Genomic DNA, 19,060 nt, shown 5'->3' with positions numbered 1-19,060 from the left:
GATTCGTATACGAACGGTCTTTTTTATTACGAATTCTATGCCCCTCAAATCCGCACCACAGGCGGATTTTTGTCAATTTATGGGTTTTCAAAAATTTCATTTTTCATTGTCATTTTACGGCCAAATTTTGACTACTCATCTATTCAACTTTGCCGTTTTTGACCACTCACTTTATTTTGTTTTTGGAGCTATATATTTTTACTCATCCACATACTTCCAACCATAGCCTCCAGCCCATTTCCTTATTCCCTTACATGCCATTGAAATATTGCTATTATTGATTTTCAGCTCTCTGGACGCGTCCATTATTGAATCAAACATTTTTAATACTTTCAGCGTATCTTTCTCAAGCATGTAAACCCGTTTTTGTTTGTTACGTTTGCTTTTTATAATCCCACATTTTGGACAACCTGTTCCGTCAACACGATGTCCAATCGTAGCACGATATTCATTGCCACAAACAGGACATTGCCACCAAGCCTTGGCATCAGAATGTGGCTTAAACATGCCTGGTGTAAGATTACCGTTTCGTGTTGGGTGCCATTCTTTTGCCAGATCGGGATATTTTTCCGCAAACGAACCTTTTCTTATTTTTGTCATGTATGAACGAATTTCCGCCTCGTCACGTTCTATATTGATATCAACCCTGCTGTGGAAAATCGGTTTTCTTCTCGTCCACATATTTGTTTCCGGATCAATTCTGTCTAACAGATAGCGAATGACTTTAGCCAGATGTTTATGTTCATACATGTTTTCTTTAATACTTAGAACGCTGTCAGCCGTGTAACGATCTGTTTCAGATGGTTTCTCTTTCAAACGCAACAGTTTGATTTTATGCTTCTGACAGATTTGATACTTCTTTATCTCGCGTTCAAGCTTATCCGCTTTATGCCAGGCCATACCATCATATTCAATTGCAAGTCCGATAGACGGAATATAAATATCTAATTCCATACTCTTATCGAATATTTCTTTGTATCTGCTAATGGCATCAGGAAAAACTTTTTTCACATAGTAAAAAACGGCCTGCTCAGCAAATGATGTCTGCCTTCCGGAATTACACTGGGGGCAATTTGTGCCGGAACTTCGGTGCAAAAGAGTAGCCTGATACGAATGACCTTCCGGACATAACCACCATACACGGGTTGCCATACCATAAGTCACATCTGTCGGTTTCAAATCTCCGTTTTTGGTGGGATGCCATTCAGCTGCCAGCTTTGGATGTGTGGTAGCCAGATCGTTAATACCCTTAACAACAACTTTGTTTTTACAACAAGCACAGCCTCTTCCGTTTGCACGATTACTGATTTTTGCTTTATACGGAAATCCACATTTTGAACAGATCCAATAAACCGATTCATTGCTTTGTGGTCTGTATTCTTCCGGGCCTTTATCATTTTTACTGTAATCCCATTCAGCCAATAATAAAGGATCCGTTATACCGCCGCCTTCCTTAAGAGCTTTTTCGTGACGCGCCTTTCCCTTCTTTCCAAGAGTACATTTAGGACAAGATTGATACTTTGAATCTACCCGATCCCGTATCATAGCAACCCATTCATAACCGCAAATTGAACACTTCCAATGTGCTTTGTACATAGAACGGTAAGTATAGTCTTTAGAACTGCCAATATTATTTTCATAGTCCCACTCTTTTGCTATGTCAGGATAAGCGGTTTCCAAATCATTATAACCAACAAGAAGCCGCCTGTTATTACAGTACGGACAATTTTGACCGTTAACACGTTTATCGGGGGTGTTTATGAACGTGTGCCCCTTATCGCAAAGCCAATACCTTGGTTTATTGCTATGAGAAGTAACCTGATCAGGCGTAGTGTTTCCATTTTCAGTGGGATGCCACTGCTTAGCAATCTCGGGATAAGCTGAGGCAAGGTCATTAAACCCTTTATGAACCCTCTTGCCTGCACAATAAGGACACCCTACACCTGAAGTTCGTGATTTTATTGAAGATTGCCACTCGTGGCCTTTCTTACATTTCCACCACGCTTTTGTATGGCTACCTGCACCAACCACACTAGGATTAATGTTCAATTTTTCATTTTTCTCATAGACCCACTCTTCCATGAGTTCTTTATATTCAGCGATTACATGTTTAGGTTTTCCTGCCATGATATAACCTCAAACACAATGTCAAATAAAACACATAATAAAAAAGCTAATTTACTTCGCTATCTCAACAATACCCCTGCTTCCCATCTCCATTGACCACTGAACCTGCCAGGTCCTTCCATCTACTTTGTCCAACAGGATGAATGTATATATGTTCTGCGTAGGATATAATGCGAACCTTCCAGGCTTTTCGCCAGAACCATCTACAAGCGGTGTAAGATTGATCGGGACTGATATCCTTTTGCTGTCCTCCATGGCAAACTGTATCTGAAAAACTCGACCGTTACTGGTATCCAACTTTATAAAATTCCACATATTCTTTGTTGGGTACAGTTCATAGACGTCGGCAGGTACCTTCGTCGGCGTCGGCCGACTCAAATTAGCGCAACCGAAAAAAAATACAGATGAAAGCATCAATAATGCAAGAATCGGAGTAAGTATAATGCGCTTCATTTTTTATATTCCCCCTTCTCTTTATTCATCTTATTATTAATAAAATTTTACCACCTCTTATTAATTAAAACAACAAAATCCCCTGCCCACCGCTAAACGTTCTATTTTAGCGATAGACAGGGGTTTCGTTCTGGTGCATATAAATTCGTCCTGGCCTCTAAAAACGCGCCACAGCCCATTTTACGAGGTCGTTTTTTTCCTGGATACCGTTCTCGTGCGGGATTTGACCAGATCACCCAGCGGAACCACGATTTCCATGCCGTCCCGGAAGATAACCGTCACCCTCTCCTCATCATTCACGACCATATGGTCCAGAAGATTACACCAGAGACGTTCATCAAATTCGGTGATGGCATCCCCGAGTTGGTCGATGGTAACTTTGACGGATTCGTAGTACAGCCTCTTTGCTTGCCGTTTCTCTAACTCACTCTTGCATTCCTTATATTTCTTTAACGCATCATCATACGCTTCTTCCAGGACTTTCCGCTTGGCTTCATACTCTTCCTTTTGCTCCGGGGAATATATCAGCGCGCCTTCAAGCCGTACTTCCTGCAAGGCCTTCCGCTTATTGTCATACTTCTTCATATTGGCTTCCAGTTCCTTTACGGCGAACAGTTCTTCATTGATGGCCATCATATTGTCTGCCAACTCGCTCTTCCCACGCAGCCGTTCGTTCAGCGCGGTCAGGAAGAATCCCTGTAGCTCCTCCTTCGTGAACCATCCGGTCTCACAGTATGTCTTTTTGTGGTATTTGTTACGGCAACGGAAGATTACTTTCCTGTATTTGTCATTGGAATGCCAGGTAGTCTCCGCGAACCAGTCTCCGCAGCATCCGCACTTCACCTTGCAGGAATATGCGTCCTTTCCGCGCCACATAAGCTTTGACCCTTTCCGTTTCAGGCGTTCCTCCTGCACTGCATCGAACATCTCCTTGCTGATGATGGCCGGGTGGCTTTTTTCAATATAATACTTGGGCAGTTCTCCTTCGTTCAGCTTCTGTTTCTTCGTCAGGAAGTCCGGCACATACCGTTTTTGCAGAAGCGCGGAGCCCTTGTATTTCTCGTTGGTCAGGATGCTGCGAACCGTTCCGGTATGCCAGCGGGGACCGCCTGCCGGACTCTTCACCCCCATCCCTTCCAACCTGCGGCATATCCGGGCGAAGGTCAGTCCGTCCAGGTACCATTGGTAAATCAGCCGGACAGTCTCCGCCTGCTCCTCGTTGATGACCGGCTTGTAGTCAGGCCCGGGGTCATACCCCAGAAAAATCTTGTAAGGCATGTTGAACATCCCCTTGGACATCCGTTTCCGCCTGCCCCATTTGGTGTTCTCGGAGATGGACCGGCTCTCTTCCTGGGCCAGGGAGGACATAATGGTGATGAGGAGTTCCCCCGAGGCGTCCAGCGTTTTGATGCCCTCTTTCTCAAACTCCACCTCGACACCCTTTTCCTTCAGTTTTCGAATCGTGGTCAGGCAGTCCACTGTGTTCCGGGCGAACCGGCTTATGGACTTTGTCAGAATAAGGTCGATTTTGCCTGCCAGGGCGTCAGCTATCATCTGCTTGAACCCCTCACGGTGCGCTGTGCTTGTACCGCTGATACCCTCGTCGGAATAAACCCCCACGAATTCCCAGTTCGGGTTCCCTTTGATGTGTTCCGTATAATACTTTACCTGCATCTCATAACTGGTCTGCTGTTCCTCCAGGTCTGTGGAAACACGTGCATACGCCGCCACCTTCCTGGCGATTCTTTTTCCGTCCGGCGTTGCCGTGAAAGGGTTTATCGTCGCCGGTATCGTTTGCACAACAAGGCTCATGCGCCGAACCTCCTTCCTTTATATTGCCTGCTTCTTTCCGCCCTTCGTTCCGGTGTCCACCAATCCTTCCGGCTGACCGGCTCCCAGGTTTCATCTATTATCGTCCCATCCTTCATATGAAAAACCAGCCGGTGCTGTTCCGGGACGACTATCTTCTCAACCTTATCCGTGAACATCGCCTCATCAAATTCTTCCAGTCCCAGCACCCTGCAGCAGGCTGCTTTCAGTTTCTTTTCCGGGAGGTACTTGCTGGGACAGTCCTCTCCCTTCCTCCGTGTGCTGCATATCCAGTCAACATAACCGTCCTTGCCGAACCGACTGTACCACTTGCCGCAGATGCCGCATTGGATCTTATGGGTGAAGCAGGTCATACCCTTTCGTAACATGAAACCCATCTTCGTCCGGTACGCCAGGACCTCCTGGACTTTATCGTAGGTTTCCCTGTCAACAATCCCGGCATGATGGTGTTTTACATAATACCGGTCCCGTTGACCGATATTATTGATTACTTTCTTTGAGATGCAATCCCTGACAAACACTTTCTGTAAAAGCAGGTCGCCGACATAGAGAGGATTGGAAAGGATCCGGCGCACCGTGACAGCACTGAACTGTTTCCCGCGCACCGTCAGTTGGCCCTCTTCCCGTAATCGTTTTGCTATGGCATAAACGGATTCCCCGCACAGAAGGCTTGCATACATTTGACGTATCACCTCTGCCTCTTCCGGCTCGATGACATACTGCCTGTCAACCCAGCGATATCCGTATACGAACGTGCCACCACTGGGTTCGCCGTGCAGATACTTTCTTCGGATGGCCCATTTAATATTATTAGAAATGGACACGCTCTCCTGCTCGGCAACGGCGGCCGTGACGGTCAGCAAGAACTCCCCGCCCAGCCCTGTCGTATTAATCTGTTCCTTCTCGAACTGCACCTCGATGCCGAGCCCCTTCAATTCCCGGACACTGTTAAGCAGGTCGACCGTGTTCCGTGCGAACCGGCTTATGGATTTCGTAAGGATGATATCAATCTTCCTTGCCCGGCAGTCCTCCATCATCTGCAGGAACTGCTTCCGGTGCTTTAGGCTCGTCCCGGAAATCCCGTTGTCGGTATATATCCCTGCAAACTCCCATTCCGGGTTATTCATAATGAGTTTTTCAAAATGAGCCACCTGGGCCTCATAGCTGGACTCCTGTTCTTTCTTGTCAGTAGATACCCTGGCATAGGCAGCCACCTTCTTTTTCTGTACTTGCGTCTCCAGCGGCTTGGTGGCCGGGATTACTTCGGTCCCGCTCATGATCTCACCTCCCATGGCATCTATCACTCTGAAGCCGCATATAGTCAAGTCATTACCGGAGTATACTTTTCGCGCATCAGCCTGTCTGCCGCATCGTATTCCTCCTGGGTGATGACCCCCTCTTTCAGCGATTTCCTGACTATGGCCATGGTGACGCTGTACATCATCTGGCTGTGAAAGGTCTCACGTTCCATATGTCCTTCCTCCTTCAGAAAATACCCCTCACTTAATAGCCGGGAAACAGGCCAAAAGTTAAGGCTGTATCAAAAATGATTTTCTTTCACCATATACAAGCGGAGTGTTCAACTCCGTTATGTGTCTTCTCACTATTAACAGAGAAAACGTGTATTAATTGAGGGATATCAGCTTTTCCAAAATGCGGCAGGCAATAACAGCGGCCCTGTCCCCTCATACTCCTATGCCCACAACCAGCCACTTTTTTTAGTGCCGGGACAAAAATAAAAATAGACCCGCAGGTTTCCCCACGGGCCGTAATACACAATTTATAATTATCTCACAGCAAAATAAATACAGGCAGCGGCTATCACGTAAGCGATGTTCCGTTGCCGTTTAATTTTTCGTCGCCGGAACTTTTCCTCTTGTTCGTACTGCTGCAATAATCTGTTGGCATTCAGCAATGACTGCTCCTGCCCTTCCAGCGTCAGCTTCAATGCGCCCAGCTGCGCCTTGAGCGTCTGAGACTGCTTTCCGGCTTCCGTCAATTGCGTCTGCGACACTTCCAGTTGTTTTCTCAATGTCGCGGACTCTGTCCTCTGCCTGTCGTTGATATCCCTCAACTCGGTCAAGTTCCTGTCTAACTGCTCCAGCTCCGTTTCCGTGATCTGGTAGAGTTGCTCTGCCGAACATAAAGCCGGAATAAAAGATAAGCAGACAACCAATAATGTGCAGCACAATCCCCTTACTGTCCTGAACATTCATTTCACCGCCCTCCCTCACTCAAGCAACCAATTGCCGTCGAACCACCGGTTACCGACTTTCAGCCTGTCGGTGAACTGCCACATCTTGGCACCGGGCCAGTCACAGGAATGTGCCCACTGCGCACACCAGACAGGAACGTACTCCGGCAGCAGGTTCGTGTAGATGCGGTTCTCCAACCAGTCCAGGCTGGCGTAGAGACCGCAGTTATATCCGTGCCTGTTGCATTCGGTGATGAACTCGTTGCACATGGCGGTAATGGTCTGTGCCGATGGCATTCCATTGCGTTCCTTGTACCCGTCGCCGTCCTCCATGTCGAACCAGACGCCCATCTCCAGCCTGCCCGGTGTCAGGCCACAGGATTCCAGGATATGCATCATGTAAGATGCCTCCTCCCAGGCGCCCACCCTGTTCAGCGCATAGCTGTAATAGTAGACACCTATCTTCAGCCCCGCCTCCAGCGCCTCATTGACATTTTTGTAGAACAGGCTGTCCAGATGCCCGCGCCCGTATCCCAGACGGATGATGGCAAACTCGATTCCGTTCTCCTTCACGGCCTTCCAATCGATCCAGCCGTTGTTCTCCGATACATCAATCCCTTTTTTCATTCCATATCCGTCCTTTCCTGTCCTCAATCAACTGCCGACTTCCGCCAACTTCATCGGTACTGCTGTCCCGTTCTGGTAACAAGCTTGCAGGTACTCAAACAAACCGGTAGGAGTACTAAAGTATTCTGATATGCTTCCGTACTGCATTGTGGTCAATACATAATAATCTGAGGTTGCACTGTCCCCGATATATAATGCCCAGGGAGCCGACCTATTCACGGCGGCATTATAGTAGAGATATACATTGCCGAACCCGGTCACGATAAACCCGGTCACCGTCCTGCTTTCCGTTCCCCAGCCCGGGTCATACTCCACATTGTTGTTCCGGCAGCTTCCGAATCCTTCCTCTAATGAAAACCCATAGACTCCATTATTATCCGTCCCTACCGTCATTGACGCTTCCATCAAGTAGTTGGAGGCCGGTTTTGGCGTTGCAGCCGTCGCCGTGACGGCCACATCCTCAGAAAGGACGATGCTGGTATTCTGCTGCCCAGTATCCGTTCCATTCAGAACAACCGTTCCCGCGTTGTAGCCAACAGATGGAGAAAGGGAAATGACAACCCGGTCCGTATTGACAGTCAGGCTGTTCAGGGAACTCACATTCCGTGAAACCGTCGCCACCGAGCAGTTCTGGTTCACCAGCGAACTGGGCCATGTTATCGTATGTCCGCTTCCACCGCCAGATGATGGAACGTTGACTATTACCGTCTCATATGCGGCCACATTGTATGTCCCGTTCTGTGTAATCGTCTTTGTTCCGGACGCAGAACCGCCTGTGGGGATCGAGACGATTTTGGATGGGAATTCCACCGGTTTAACCGCCTGGGATATCCCTAGCTTGGTCCTTATGGCGGAAGCCGTATCCGCTAAAATCTGTTCCGATATCAATATCGCGTTTGCCATTCTGTCCTCCTTCAATAATCCTTATAGTCCGCTATGTCATAGGTTTGCTGATACTGGCGGAACATGCCGACCTTATACTCGAATATCTGTCCTGCCGGATGAAAAAATACAGTTGTCGTGGATGCACAGACACCGATTGGCAGATAGACCTTCCCGTCTTCCGTTGTGGGAATCGTAGTAGTAAACACTGCATCATCGATTGTGAACATGTTTCCCGTTATTGTGCCGACCAGGAACGCCATGGCATATGTTGTCCCCGACCATCCCGGCTTGTTCACTGTCAGCGCCACAGACGGCATGACATCATACGCAGAGGTAACCGTTTTTCCTGCCCCGATTGCAGCAGATGCATACAGGACCGGGTACGAGATATCAAAGGAGACCCCGGCCGCCGCATTTTTATAACCGGCAGATGTCCCGACAATGACTGCCTTTGCCGTGCAGGCCGTTGCCGCGTATACCGCATTGTTATGCAGAATCCTGTCATAGGTGTTGCTGTTGTAATAATTCCCGCAATACCATGCGTCTTTTGTTGCGGAATACACCATGGAGAATACACTTCCGGCGCTGTATTGCGTTCCCAAACGTGTCGCATTCACAATATAGACGGGTTTTGCCCCGGTCATCGACCCGTCCGCCAATGTCAGATTCAGTGTGGCATTCGCCTTCGAGGCGTAAGGCAAGTAGTAATTTATGCATTTGCCGTCATACAGTCCCGTATCTTCCGTGACCCCTGTGAGCGAGGCGGTCGATGCCGTCTGCGTCCCGGCGATGAACTCGACGGACCGGTTCGTATTACGACAGAATGCGTATGGGAGGCTGTTCCAGGTCGTCAGCCCGTCACCCACCTTACAGTTCCCGGTGTCTGTCTCCATCCCCATCTCGCCTTTCAGCAGGATAGGGTTTTCTGTCCTCCAGTTGGTTAAGGTATCATTACGCATCTGTATCCGCCCGGTAATCGTAGCCATAGTGCCGCCTCCTTACGCATTCCCGCAGTCGATGGTCAGGGTGTCGGTATTGCGTAATATCGATGCGCCGTCAGTCAGCCCGGTGGACGCCTTGGCCGCAAACGCCGAGTTGAACCGCGCCTGCGTATAATACAGGTTAGACCCTTCATTTACATCAGAAGTCGTCAGCACCACTGCACCCATCTTGGCATTGACAGACTGCACGGGGGCATCAGGAGTGAGTATTTGTGCATAACCTGCTTCTGCATTTAGTTTGCTTTCATCAATAACCCGGTATGTCTTATTTGTACCGGTTACGATAACCACGTCGCCCTTCTGCACACTGGATGTGGTCAACGCAAACCGTGCCGCATCATTGGCGACAGTCACCGTATCACCAATCGCCATTGCCGGCAAGACAGATGTCGCCAGTTTGCCGTTGGAATCCAGTACCGGCACGTTACCGTTTGATGTGCCCACATTCTTTGAGGCGGCTGAACCCGCATCTGAGATCTTGCTCAACGTTATGGTCGGTATGTCACTTGCCACAAGGCTCTCGCCTTTGGTCACAACCCCCTTGTTGGTTACAGTTACTTTCGTGTAGGTTCCTGCGGTCGCACCGCTGGTATTCAGTTCCATGGTACCGGCTGAATTTATCTTGACAGTACCGGATCCGCTGGAGGTGGTCTTTACGCCACCAATAGCGCTGCCGCCTGTCGGCAACGAATATACCGTCGTATCCACACCGTCAATGGTGATGTGCCCATTGGTGGCAGATGCAGCAACCACGGTCCCCGCATAGGCCAGTTGGGTCCAGGTCTTCACCCCGTCACCAATTTTGAACTTCGCAGTATCAATCTCAATACCGAGTTCTCCCTTGCTTAATACCGGGTTAATTGTTGTCCAGTTCGTTGCCGTGTCGTTCCGCAGCAATATCTTTCCGTTAACTGTTTGGTTCGCCATTTGCATTCCCTCCGTTTATGCAATTGATTTGTGTCCAATCACTGCCGATGCAGTAATATTTCGTATCCTCTTCATCCCAGCGGAATATCCGGTTCTCCCCCGTATCCACATATGAGACTCCCACCTTTCCTATGTTCGGGAATTCATAGATGCTGCCGAAGGATTCAAACCCGGCCTTCAGGGATTCCAGCCATTCCTCCTCGGTTCCGGGGAATCCATGCACCTTCGCCACCTCATAGGCGCTCTTCCCCGGTATCCCTATCATCTCCAGTTCATAATGGACCTTGTTGTCCATGGTGGAGATGGAAACGTCTATGTCCGCCATATGATCACCCCGTCGTCACATCCGGCTTCAGGCTGTAACCAAACGGCCCGATGGTATGGTATAACCCTTCGTCCGTCCCGTCGTTCAGCCTGATTTGGATGTCATAATAATATTTCCCGTAAGGCAAGGCCTGCGTGTCGCTGTGCTCGATCCGCACATGGCCGTTGACTACCTTCTTTTGAAAAATATACGCCGTGTCCCTCAGATCACGCTTGACGCTGAATATCGCCTCATAAGAATCCGGCGCGACGCCATCCACAGTCACGTTGATATCAAATTCAGCGGTATCGCCCCGCTTGTGATATATGTTGCCGTCCACTATCTTAAACACGGTCCCGCCTTCCTTTCAGTTTTGCGAGAAGCATCTTCATGGACTCTACTCCCGCATCGCTCAGGTTCTCGATAATAGATAATGCCTCGTTCATCGCGAGGTATCCGGAAACGATTTGGACGATCTGGGACGTTGCGCCGGCCGCCATGCTCATCAGGTCGAAAACCCCGGCCATCAAAAGGCAGATGGCATAGACGAACAGCTTGCTCACGCCGCGTTTTCGCATCTCCTCGCTGTTTATCCTTCGCGCTTTCCTGGCACTGTTGATACCTTTTACGGCATCAAAAAAAGCAGGGTTCTCATTCCCCTGCTCAACCAGATACATATAGCTGATGGCGATCCATCTTGTAAGGATATCGATGTACAGAAGCACCCCGAATCCTGCCACCAGGATGGAGTATTTATGCGTCGCCAGCGCAAACAGCCCTGCCGCGATCACCTTGATGCTGAACAGCTCCATCAACCGTTCCATCACCTTATGCATTGTTTCCCAGTTCATAGTATTCCCCCTTTACTGAATCCCTTCATCCCGGGCTGTGCAAAATCACCCTGTCATCCCTGCCGTCTGCACATATCCGTTTTCGCCTCATCCAACGCAGAAGAACGGACGTATGCCAGTAACCGTGTCATAGTTCGCGTTCAGCGTGGTCGGAACGCCATAGGCGCTGACCGCAGAGAACGCAGCTGCTGACGCAACATCGTACAGCCACCATTTCCTTGCCGTGCTGCCGGTCGTGTTCAAGGCCCGTAACAAATGTGGTTTATAGGTGAAAACTGGCAATCGGCTGCTTTGCGTGCCAGCCGCATAAACGTTACCGGACCTCTGGTACCCAAAGACCATGGTTTCGTTCATCAAATCCACTTTGCGTGTTTGGTACGCGCCACCCGTGTATTCGCCGTCAACACAGGTTGTAGGAAGATAAACAGCGTGCGAAAGGATGTTGTCTGCACCAAAGGCCTCTTCGATGATGGGCAGCGCCGTAGTCTCCAGGTCCGCAAACAGTTCTGAACCAACATAGCCTCCGGCCGTTGTCGCCGTACTGTTCATCTTTTTCATGTATAGCACTCGTTGCGGGAACACCACGATGTGGTTTGCAGTAAAACGCGGGTTCCCGATGTCTTTGAAATAGTTAATACCCGCTACAATCCATGTGTTGCCGTTGATGGTCCACCAATCGCCGACGCTGATGCCCTCAAATGAACCGTCCCGTATAGCCGCCAGCTGTTCGTCCGTAATGGCAGTACCAAGATCCACGTTTCGGTATGGAACGTTGTGGGCAGGATAATTCGGCGGTGGTTCCGCGATGCCCGGATACCGTATCACCTTGCTGACATTGGCCGGTTCCGCACCGGACAACGTGATATCCCACAGACCTGTTTCCAGGTTGGCATTGCTTGTTATGAAGTCAAAGACCGCTACCTTCGGGTACGTCCATGCCGTACTGTCAGACTTTCCTATCGCGACGAGCGGGGATGTCCCGTCATCCCCGAATGTAACTCGGACAGAGGCGTCACCCCCAATCCATTCAGCAGTGGGATTTGTCCACGCTAATGTTTTGGAGTTGACCATACCACCAATCCGCAGTATCGCGCGTTGGCCCATATGGGAATAATCATAAACATAGACGCCAAAATACAAATAATGGTTATTGGAATCGGTCGTCTTTGTCACAGGCAGTTTGATGACCAGGCTTCCGGTCACGTTGCTTCCGGAGTTTGTGTACCACCCGCCTTTTACCTGCCGGTAGAAAAAGGAATTCGTTTGCCGGATCACTGGTACTTTCATCTGTCCCAACGCCGGATTGTAGGTAAAGTCGTCACTCTTCACCAGCTTCGCCGCGTTTCCCGTGTCAGCGAACCATATGTCGCCATGGTAGTCCGTCGTGCCGGTTTTGGCGGTAACGGCAGCCTCCACATCTCCGATGCTGTCGTGTAATGCTTCCAGGTTGTTGACGACATAATCCGTCCAGCCGTTGTTCGTCGCGTTCGCCAGCGCTGTATGCTTACCGAAGGCGCCCTGCTGGATGATGTTGTCATTGGAATCACGCAGTTCCGGTGTCTGATATGTCGTTTTCTGCATGTTCTCCCCCCATCATTCCACTGTCTGCAACATTAAGAGCAGCCAGTTATATAAGTATTCCGAACGCTTCAAAGATGGCCAATAATTTCCTGCGTAATCTTTGTTTACGGTAATGGACGTCCCGTTCTTCGTGACCCACGGCAACCGCCTGCTGCTTCCTCCAGACAACGGATTACTGCGTCCGACCCCATCAGCCAAGACATCCCAACCGACAACAACAAAGACCGCCGGATCCGTGGTCACCGAAAAAGAAACTGAATCGTCTGAGCTTGCCCTCAACACGTTTGGATATTGGGTGCCCGGGCGTGACGTAAACAACACGTAACCGTCTTTGTCATACAGTTCCATGCCCGCAAGGCTATCGTCTGTCTTTTGCCTGATCCCAAAAAAATACAGGTCTACATTTCTTACGCTATCCAGGTTGCCGTAAACCTGGACATATGCGAAATTATGAAGACCCGTTGCCCCCCTTGTGTCAATGCAGATCGTACCGTTCGGTAATTGGTTCAGATCAAAGCCAATAAAATACACCTTGCCGCCAAGATTCGAGAATGTCAAATTGTGGTCGGTTTCCGAAATTTCCTGGATGCTGTCATACGCGCCAATTTTGCGTTTGGCGATAACATAGACACACGGCGTTTCATCGGTAATCGACAGTTTACCTTCATCATTAAAAACTTCAAATACGCTACTCATCAGTACACCCCCAACAGCACAGATGCCGGAACTCCATCGGTTCTGTTATTGGGTACGTTCACCCATGTCAATGATGTGTTTGTCATGGTGATCGTAATATCCGGCGGATCCGTGTAATTCGCTTTATAATATGGACTTGTGACCATGATCACAAACAGGCTTGTACCCGAATATCCTAATTCTTCCAACGTGAGCGTGCCTGAACCGAACAGTTCACGTCTTGCAATAAACCGTGTCATGTTGGTACCGGTTTCGTAGATAATATTGTTCCGGGCATCCGATACCTGTAACCCCTGTGGCATTTCCGTATCCCCCCTCCTATTCCTGAAAAGAACTATAGCGGAAAGCAGTACAATCGCCGCGATCATCAAATATACTGTCATTACCACACCCCCAATCTCACACGAAGCACATTATTGGAATCATATACACACAGCAGGTTATTCGTTAAGACCAGCCTTGCGCCGGTTGAAGAGCCTATCGTCATCTTGTCTGCGGTCACCGCTCCGGCCGCTATCTTTTCACCGGTAATGGCGCCAGCCGCTATCTTGCCTGCGCTGATGGCATTGGACTGTATCATGTCTTGTGTGATGATGTTGTTTCCGATTACCGTATCCCCATCGATTTTTATCAGGCTGCCCTTGATAAAAAAACCGGCATGGCTCTGCTGGAAATAACTGGTCACATCGCCCATCGCTACCTTGCTGGCAATCCCGTCCTGCATTATCTGCAGGGCCGCATAGTTTCGTGCGCCCTCTGCCGTTCCTAAGTTCGTCACGACCGCCGTGATCGCTCTCGCGTTCTGTGCCAACTGGCTGGCGACGGATTCATTGACCCCTTCCTGGGTAGCCTGGTACTCGGCTACGGTACCCACTATACTGTCAGCCTGGGTCTTCAGCTGCGATATGGAATGGTAACCGCTCTGCCCCGGCTCCCTGTTCAGTTCCGTTACAATCCCGCTGACATCCATATCCAACGTCTGCAGGGAATCGTCAATTCTTGCGATTTCCTTTACACTCCGTATGGCATCATCAACGGCGGTCTGTATGGCGGTTTCCAGTTTCTCCCTTGTAATCGCCTGTTCCGCCAGCAGGGTCTCATCCACCAAAGCCTTGACTACGATACGGCTGGCGTTCGATTTTTCGCCCGTGCCAAAGTAGTCAACGTAGGCTACCTGCACATCATAGATGCCGGCACCGCAAGGATAGTTGTATATGGAGTTTTGCGTAAAATATTCTTCTTCCTCAACGCCGCTGATATAGATCCGCATCCCCGTACAGCCGGCCGGAATGGACGAGATGCCAACCGAGAAACCGCCCAGCTTGCTGACCAGCTGCGGACTGCCCGGCCTGGGCGGCGCTGCCTTTACGTACTCCAGTTTTGCCGGGGCGCTGTACTTGCCAAGCACAGATCGGGCATACAGGTACAGTATTCCTGTCCTGCTGGTCAGCGGTACTGATGTAGACGTCCCGCTCGTCCTTGCCAGTAGGTTGTCATCCTCCACGCCAACAGAGGTGTTCCTGCGTACCTCATAATACTGGATGTCAGCATTGGACACTTCTTTCCAGGACGCCACGCACCCATCACCCAGGAACTTGATGCTGAACCCGTCAGGTGTATTTGGCGTTTCGGTCTTCGCCGTTGCCACCACATCAACGTACGGGGAGAAACTTGCGAGATTGGTGTTGCCCAGCGTGTCTTTCGTCACCACCGCAAACCGGTAGGTATCCCCTGTGGTCACATCCGGCATCGTAAAGTCGGTGTATCCGCTTCCCGCGTATCTCCAATCGTTTTGGAACCCCAACTGGTCCACGGCAACGTCCTGGGCCATGGAGATTTCCATAACCTGGACATGGTTGGTTTTGTACCACACATCACAACTTTGGTAATTGCTCAATAACGGCGGTGTCCATACGAGATGAATCTCATACCGTTCTTCGCCATTCTTCACGCCCCGATACCGCGTATAGCCCGTCAGATTAGTTACGATCGGCAGAGCGCCCTCCCCGGTTGGATAGACCGGCCCGAATTGCGTTCCCGTAGACTGGTTTACGCCCAGCACAGTGATAACTTTTACATAATAGGTTGTGTCTGGCAGAACATTGATTTCACAATTGTTTTCCGTTATACCGCTTTTGCCAATCTTCCAGGTCGTGCCGTCTGTTGACAAGAGTACCGTATAAGTTCCACCATTGTCCGGTATATTCCAGCTGCACCGCAGTTTGCCAACCTTCTCTCCAAATGTGTTCCTGGATTGCGTTATACCCGCCAGCAACCCTGTGACATTCTGCGGCTCGCCTTTCCATGTGGAGTAGTTGATAACCGGCACATCATAGTTCTCATTGAAGATATTCTCGTTGTACTCCAGACACGTGATCCTGCGTGTAAAATCCTGGGCCCTGGTTATGCTTTTCACTACAAACGGTTTGCTCCCGGTGGAGGCCACCGCAAGGTCGAACACATCCCCTGCCTGGGGTTTGTCCGTCGACGGGATTGTGCCGGATATATTGATCGTTGTCCATCCGTCAGTGGAAGAGACAATGGTACATGCCCTTACGTAGAGGGTATCGTTTTGCGTCCGCCACTGGATCCGGTATGACTGCCCCAGGTCCTCCACCTCTATCGGCAGCACAAACCGCTTGTTGCTGACGCTGTGGATCCGGCCGCTGTTCGCCCATCTCGGCACATCATGGGATACCAGAACCACATCACCGACAGTGCAGGCAATGGCGTCAATACCTGCTTCAAAAGATACCGTCCGAAGCAGATACCGGTTGGTATATAACTGGTATTTTCCCTCCCGGTATGCCTGTTGGTAGTCCACGATGCCGTCAAAGGTCATCTGGGCCGTCTTGACGTAGCCATCGGTATCATAGGTATCACCATAGATGGTCAGGACATCGCGCTCATAGCCGGCATCCTTATTTGTAAAGGTGATCTCCACACAGTTCGCCCGGTCGGAAACCTTTAGAAACTCTTCTTGGAATGTGCCGGAAATGATGTTTCCCATGCCGAACATCTGCACCGGCGTCTGCACATGGTCATAGATACAGCCATACTTCGTGCCGAACCGCACCACCAGGCCATGCCCTACCGGAGCGATTTTCTGGTTCACCATCTCCAGCACTTCCCCGGCCGTGTTGATCTCGATGTTGACCTTGTAATTCTTTTCCCTGCACCACTCCGCCCATTCCGAGAAATCGTCATAGCGCAGGAGTTCTTTCGCCGCGCCCCTGACCTCGATTTCCATGTCGTTGGTGTGTATGTTCTTCAGTTTCCGGGCCTGGTGGATAAAGTCATAACAGGCCCATGCGGGGTTGTCGGCATCCTGTTCTTCATAGGCCGTGGAATGGGGATTGTACACCCATACCGATTCGCGCTCCTTCAGAAAGGTCAGCGTGGGGTTCCCGCTTAACTGGTCTGTAGCCTTGGCCCGGATACCGATCAGCGCCTGGCAGGGATAAATGAAGTCATCATAGACGATGGACGTAATGCCCGTCCAATAGATCTCATGCATGTCCCGCGTCGCGTTGTTGTGCTGGAAAGAAGTCACCCTCGCACGTACGTCATATGTGCCGGAAGGGATATTGTCGACACGGTATTCCTTTCGGATCACCTTGTTGGAGCTGCCTGTTATCCTCGCATTGTCAAGCGTAGTCCATGCCGAGGCAGAGGCCGGTTTGTACTGCATCTGCACCTCAACATAGCTGCTGTCAAACCCGCCTTTGTCGTTGCCGTGATACAACCCGTTGGGCAGTTCAATCTTAAAGATCAAACCGTCCGTTGCCGTACCCTGTGCCGTATCCGTATACCAGGTATTCTCCTGTATCATGTGATAACTTAGATTCTTGGTAAAATAGGTGTCGTTAAAATACGGAATCACGGACTGGTCATTCGTACCGCTTCGAATTTCACACGTTACGTTTTCGTAATTCCCAACAGGGTTTTCGTTCAGCTTTATGTCGGTAATGGTTAATTCACCCTCACCGCAGGCCACCAGCCAGTTCAGGTATTCCTCATCGTTTTCGGAGGAGACAAACTTGCCGATGGTCTGCCCGCCGCTTTTCACCTTGCCGTAGGTCAGTGAAATGGCGTTGTTTTGCCCCTCCATCGTCTGTACCCCGCTCCAGGAATAAGTAGGTTCGTTGTCTGCGTCAAACGCGCCCAGGTCCGTTTTCTGCCCCATGAGCCTTCCCATAAGGGACGACCCCAGGAACATGACAGCCGCAGCCGCCATGTAGGCGCCAAGGTGTCCTGCCGCAAAGAACCCGCTGGATGCAAGCCACCCTCCGCTGGCGATACCGAACGATACGACGGACAACGCGATGGCGGCCACGATCCCTAAAATTCCCTTGCCGCCTTTTCCGCCCTTTCCGATGGCGGGATAGATAACGATGAAATCACCGTCTTTGATGTCCCCGTCCTCACAGGCATATCCGTTTACGGCAGCCTGCAAATCCACCCCCGGCATCTTGTACTCTTCCAACAACTCCCCCAGCGTACCCTGGGCTTGGATCGACTTGACTTCCCGCCCATCCTGCGGCGAGAATGGATTTTTAACAATGACAAGAGTTACCATAAGACTCACCTACATATTCATAGAACCCGACAATCACTTTGCGCCAGGCCGGATTGGACAGCCTGTCAACGCACACGCCGACACGCTCCCTTGTATGGATGAACCTGCCGCCGCCGATATACACCGCCGTATGGTTGACCATCCCTTCCGGGCTTCCGAACCGCATCGCAATCAGACAAGGTACTTTCGGTTCCTGTATCTCACGCCATGGATACGCATGAATGTTGCCGCTTATTAATTCGTTGACGCGGCACATATCGTTATAGTTGTACTGCATATCGTATTCAGGAATTGTGTAGCCGTAGCGACGGAACACTTCTTTGACCAGCCCGTAACAGTCAAAACCGGTGTTGATGTCCCGGCCGCGGTTCACAAATGGAACACCGATCAAGTCCGTATAGTTCATCGTGAGTACACTCCTTTCTGGTCAATGCCGGCGAATCCGCCGAACCTTGCGGAATTATTATGCAGCCTGCAGTCCGCCAGCGTGTGCATACAGCCTGCCATGTTGCCGTTGTATCCACACCGCAGCCCCTTGTAAAGGAACGGACAGGCATTCTTCATGTAACGGTCCAGGGGCCGCCGGGTGCGCGCATTGTAGGCGTTGCCAAGAGTGAAGTCTATCCACTGTTCGTCTACCTTACACGAAAGCACCGTGTAGTATTCCTCCAGGTCGGGATCCCCGTTCATATTGAGGGAATTTACTACGCGCAGGATGACTTCGGTACCTACCCCGCCCCCACTGTCCTCCACATACCATTGGAAGCCCTGGGCCACGTTGCTGACCTTCAGCGACACATTGGGGTCCGACCCGTCGCTTTCTTCCGAAGTCTCACCGATCTGGAAGGGGAATGCCTGGTACAGCTGCCCTTTCCACACCACATCCTCGTTGTTGTAGCAGATGTAGACAGGAGTCTCAAGCCGTATCTCCAGCAGGATCAAAAAGCAGCTGTCGGTCGATAATTTATTCTTTTCTGCCTTGGATATCGCAGATATGGATAACAT

The 19,060-nt window shown here is 50.3% G+C and carries 19 protein-coding genes; all 19 read right to left on the bottom strand.

Translation table 11 applies throughout. The features are described from left to right. Nucleotides 1-198: 198 nt before the first annotated feature. Complete coding sequence (locus ACZOWY_RS06150) at nt 199-2,127, bottom strand: zinc-ribbon domain-containing protein (protein WP_484393792.1); 1,929 nt, start codon at nt 2,125-2,127, stop codon at nt 199-201. A gap of 51 nt (nt 2,128-2,178) precedes the next feature. Then, on the bottom strand, nt 2,179-2,580 hold the full coding sequence (locus ACZOWY_RS06145) for a hypothetical protein (RefSeq protein WP_484393791.1): 402 nt from the start codon (nt 2,578-2,580) through the stop codon (nt 2,179-2,181). A gap of 180 nt (nt 2,581-2,760) precedes the next feature. Beyond that, on the bottom strand, nt 2,761-4,392 hold the full coding sequence (locus tag ACZOWY_RS06140) for a recombinase family protein (protein WP_484393790.1): 1,632 nt from the start codon (nt 4,390-4,392) through the stop codon (nt 2,761-2,763). Beyond that, nucleotides 4,389-5,687: a recombinase family protein gene (locus ACZOWY_RS06135; protein ID WP_484393789.1), complete on the bottom strand. Its 1,299-nt coding sequence runs from the start codon at nt 5,685-5,687 to the stop codon at nt 4,389-4,391. The genes ACZOWY_RS06140 and ACZOWY_RS06135 overlap by 4 nt, the downstream gene beginning before the upstream one ends. Nucleotides 5,688-5,731: 44 nt before the next feature. Further along, the gene (locus ACZOWY_RS06130; RefSeq protein ID WP_177205964.1) at nt 5,732-5,881 is read right to left on the bottom strand and encodes an SHOCT domain-containing protein; all 150 of its coding nucleotides are present in this window, start codon (nt 5,879-5,881) and stop codon (nt 5,732-5,734) included. 315 nt (nt 5,882-6,196) lie between these two features. Then, nucleotides 6,197-6,622 carry a peptidase M24 gene (locus ACZOWY_RS06125; RefSeq protein ID WP_484393788.1) on the bottom strand — a complete coding sequence of 142 codons (426 nt, stop codon included), beginning with the start codon at nt 6,620-6,622 and terminating at the stop codon, nt 6,197-6,199. An 18-nt stretch (nt 6,623-6,640) separates the two neighbouring features. Next, nucleotides 6,641-7,231: a GH25 family lysozyme gene (locus ACZOWY_RS06120; RefSeq protein WP_484393787.1), complete on the bottom strand. Its 591-nt coding sequence runs from the start codon at nt 7,229-7,231 to the stop codon at nt 6,641-6,643. 27 nt (nt 7,232-7,258) lie between these two features. Then, nucleotides 7,259-8,134 (bottom strand): hypothetical protein, encoded by an 876-nt coding sequence (locus ACZOWY_RS06115; protein ID WP_484393786.1) that lies wholly within the window; start codon nt 8,132-8,134, stop codon nt 7,259-7,261. Between the two features lie 11 nt (nt 8,135-8,145). Then, a complete protein-coding gene (locus ACZOWY_RS06110) occupies nt 8,146-9,102 on the bottom strand; it encodes a hyaluronate lyase N-terminal domain-containing protein (protein ID WP_484393785.1) in 957 nt (318 codons plus the stop codon). A 12-nt stretch (nt 9,103-9,114) separates the two neighbouring features. Then, entirely contained in the window at nt 9,115-10,044 is a 930-nt protein-coding gene (locus ACZOWY_RS06105) for a hyaluronate lyase N-terminal domain-containing protein (RefSeq protein ID WP_484393784.1), read from the bottom strand. After that, nucleotides 10,025-10,369: a hypothetical protein gene (locus ACZOWY_RS06100; protein WP_484393783.1), complete on the bottom strand. Its 345-nt coding sequence runs from the start codon at nt 10,367-10,369 to the stop codon at nt 10,025-10,027. The genes ACZOWY_RS06105 and ACZOWY_RS06100 overlap by 20 nt, the downstream gene beginning before the upstream one ends. Before the next feature lie 4 nt (nt 10,370-10,373). Further along, entirely contained in the window at nt 10,374-10,700 is a 327-nt protein-coding gene (locus tag ACZOWY_RS06095) for a hypothetical protein (protein ID WP_484393782.1), read from the bottom strand. Further along, the gene (locus tag ACZOWY_RS06090; RefSeq protein ID WP_484393781.1) at nt 10,693-11,199 is read right to left on the bottom strand and encodes a phage holin family protein; all 507 of its coding nucleotides are present in this window, start codon (nt 11,197-11,199) and stop codon (nt 10,693-10,695) included. Before ACZOWY_RS06090 ends, ACZOWY_RS06095 begins: the two co-directional genes overlap by 8 nt. 87 nt (nt 11,200-11,286) lie before the next feature. Next, nucleotides 11,287-12,780, bottom strand: coding sequence for a hypothetical protein (locus ACZOWY_RS06085; RefSeq protein WP_484393780.1), 1,494 nt, complete (start codon nt 12,778-12,780; stop codon nt 11,287-11,289). A gap of 12 nt (nt 12,781-12,792) precedes the next feature. Further along, nucleotides 12,793-13,476 (bottom strand): hypothetical protein, encoded by a 684-nt coding sequence (locus ACZOWY_RS06080; RefSeq protein ID WP_484393779.1) that lies wholly within the window; start codon nt 13,474-13,476, stop codon nt 12,793-12,795. After that, nucleotides 13,476-13,859 (bottom strand): hypothetical protein, encoded by a 384-nt coding sequence (locus ACZOWY_RS06075; protein ID WP_484393778.1) that lies wholly within the window; start codon nt 13,857-13,859, stop codon nt 13,476-13,478. Before ACZOWY_RS06075 ends, ACZOWY_RS06080 begins: the two co-directional genes overlap by 1 nt. Further along, nucleotides 13,859-18,055, bottom strand: a complete 4,197-nt coding sequence (locus ACZOWY_RS06070) for a host specificity factor TipJ family phage tail protein (protein ID WP_484393777.1) — start codon at nt 18,053-18,055, stop codon at nt 13,859-13,861. The genes ACZOWY_RS06075 and ACZOWY_RS06070 overlap by 1 nt, the downstream gene beginning before the upstream one ends. Then, nucleotides 18,033-18,461, bottom strand: a complete 429-nt coding sequence (locus tag ACZOWY_RS06065) for a C40 family peptidase (protein WP_484393776.1) — start codon at nt 18,459-18,461, stop codon at nt 18,033-18,035. The genes ACZOWY_RS06070 and ACZOWY_RS06065 overlap by 23 nt, the downstream gene beginning before the upstream one ends. Further along, on the bottom strand, nt 18,458-19,060 hold the full coding sequence (locus ACZOWY_RS06060) for a phage minor tail protein L (RefSeq protein ID WP_484393775.1): 603 nt from the start codon (nt 19,058-19,060) through the stop codon (nt 18,458-18,460). The genes ACZOWY_RS06065 and ACZOWY_RS06060 overlap by 4 nt, the downstream gene beginning before the upstream one ends.

Source organism: Succiniclasticum sp. (assembly GCF_056977735.1).
The sequence above is the reverse complement of the archived record's forward strand: the minus strand, read 5'-3'. Positions and strand labels throughout refer to the sequence as shown.